This is a genomic window from Fundidesulfovibrio sp., from assembly GCF_058402725.1.
Genome location: NZ_JBZVFJ010000333.1, coordinates 1 through 1,706, shown reverse-complemented (window position 1 = coordinate 1,706; position 1,706 = coordinate 1). Strand labels below are relative to the sequence as shown.

1 protein-coding gene and 1 pseudogene are annotated in these 1,706 nt (G+C 66.8%); both read left to right on the top strand.

The window, feature by feature from the left end; all coding sequences use genetic code 11:
- Positions 1-191: pseudogene (locus tag ACV4UX_RS19305) on the top strand (glycosyltransferase family 4 protein); the annotation flags it as partial.
- A gap of 152 nt (positions 192-343) precedes the next feature.
- The coding region (locus ACV4UX_RS19300; RefSeq protein ID WP_491594900.1) for a methyl-accepting chemotaxis protein at positions 344-1,706 on the top strand (1,363 nt) is incomplete at its 3' end.

Here is a 1,706-nt window from a genome sequence, read left to right as displayed (position 1 = left end):
CCTGCCACTACCTGGACGACCCCTCGGACCCCGAGGCCATGGCCCGGGCCATGCGCCGCCTGGCCGAAGACGAACCCCTGCGCCACACCCTGAGCGCCCGGGGCCTGGAGCAGGCCCGGCGCTTCTCCTGGTCCGCCTCGGCCGACGTGGCCGCGAGGGCCTTCCGCGAAGCCCTGGACGCCCCCCGCTGAACAGCCCCCTTGCGCCTTGTTCCGCGCAACCTTACGACGGCCTTACAATCCGTCTGCTTGTCGTGCGCGTCTCTTGACCGTTCCCCTCCCTTGCTTCATACACCAATAGAGCGTTTAAAAAATATTTGTTCCAACCGTTCCCCGGAGCCATCATGAGCATCAAGTGGAAGATCCTGCTTATCGCCCTCGCCGGCCCCCTGGTCCTGGCGCTGGTGATGTTCGTCCTGGAAGTGCGCTCCATCTCCTCGTCCGCCGAGGACGCCATCCTGCAGGAGTCGCGCGGGATCGTGTTCATGGCCGAGGCGGCGCGCACCGAGATGTCCAAGAAGCTCGAGACGGGCGTCATCCGCCCCTTCGACCAGATCCCCAAGGACCGGCTCATCGAGGCCGTGCCCGTGATCACGGCCATCAACATGGCCCAGCAGAACGCCTCCAAACTGGGCTATCAGTTCCGCGTGCCCAAGGAGCAGCCGCGCAACCCCAAGAACGAGCCCACCGAGCTCGAACGCAAGGTCCTGCGCGAGCTTGAAACCAAGAATCTCGACGAGATGGTTGTGAAGGAGGCGGACAAGGTCCGATACTTCCGGGCCATCCGCCTCACGCCGGACTGCCTCTACTGCCACGGCGACCCCAAGGGCGCGAAGGACCCACTGGGCGGCACCAAGGAAGGCTGGAAGGTGGGCGAGGTGCACGGGGCCTTCGAGATCATCTCCTCCCTGGACCGCGCCGCCAAACAGACCAGCAGCGCCGCGCTCTCCGCCGGGCTCATCACCCTGGGCGTGCTGGGCGCCATCTTCGCCATCGCCTGGGTCTCCATGAGCAAGAACGTGCTCGCCCCCCTGAGCAACATCCAGGACTTCGCCGGGGCCGTGGCCCAGGGACAGCTGGACGCCCAGCCCAAGGGCAGCTTCACCGCCGAGCTCAAGGCCCTCAAGGAGGCCATCTCCACCATGGTGGGCAAGCTCAAGGAGAAGATGGCCGAGGCCCAGCGCAAGACGCAGGAGGCCGAGGTCCAGAAGGCGCAGGCCGAAAAGTCCATGGCCGAAGCCCAGGCCCAGGAGGCCAAGGTGACGGGCTTGCTCGCCACCATGGCCTCGGTGGCCACCGACTCCGCCGAAATCGCCCGTCAGGTGGCCCTGGCCTCCGAGGCCCTCTCGGCCCAGGTGGAGCAGGTGAACAAGGGCGCGGAAATCCAGAACCAGCGCACCGAAGAGACCGCCACGTCCATGGAGGAGATGAACGCCACGGTGCTCGAAGTGGCCCGCAACTCCTCCTCGGCCGCCGAATCGGCCGAATCCGCGCGCACCGAGGCCCAGAAGGGCGCGCGCATCGTGGCCCAGTCCGTGGAGGCCATCAAGCAGGTCTACCAGCAGGCCCACCAGCTCAAGACCCAGATGACCGCCCTGGGCAAACAGGCCGACGACATCAGCCGCATCCTGGACGTGATCTCCGACATCGCGGACCAGACCAACCTCCTGGCCCTCAACGCCGCCATCGAGGCCGCCCGCGCGGGCG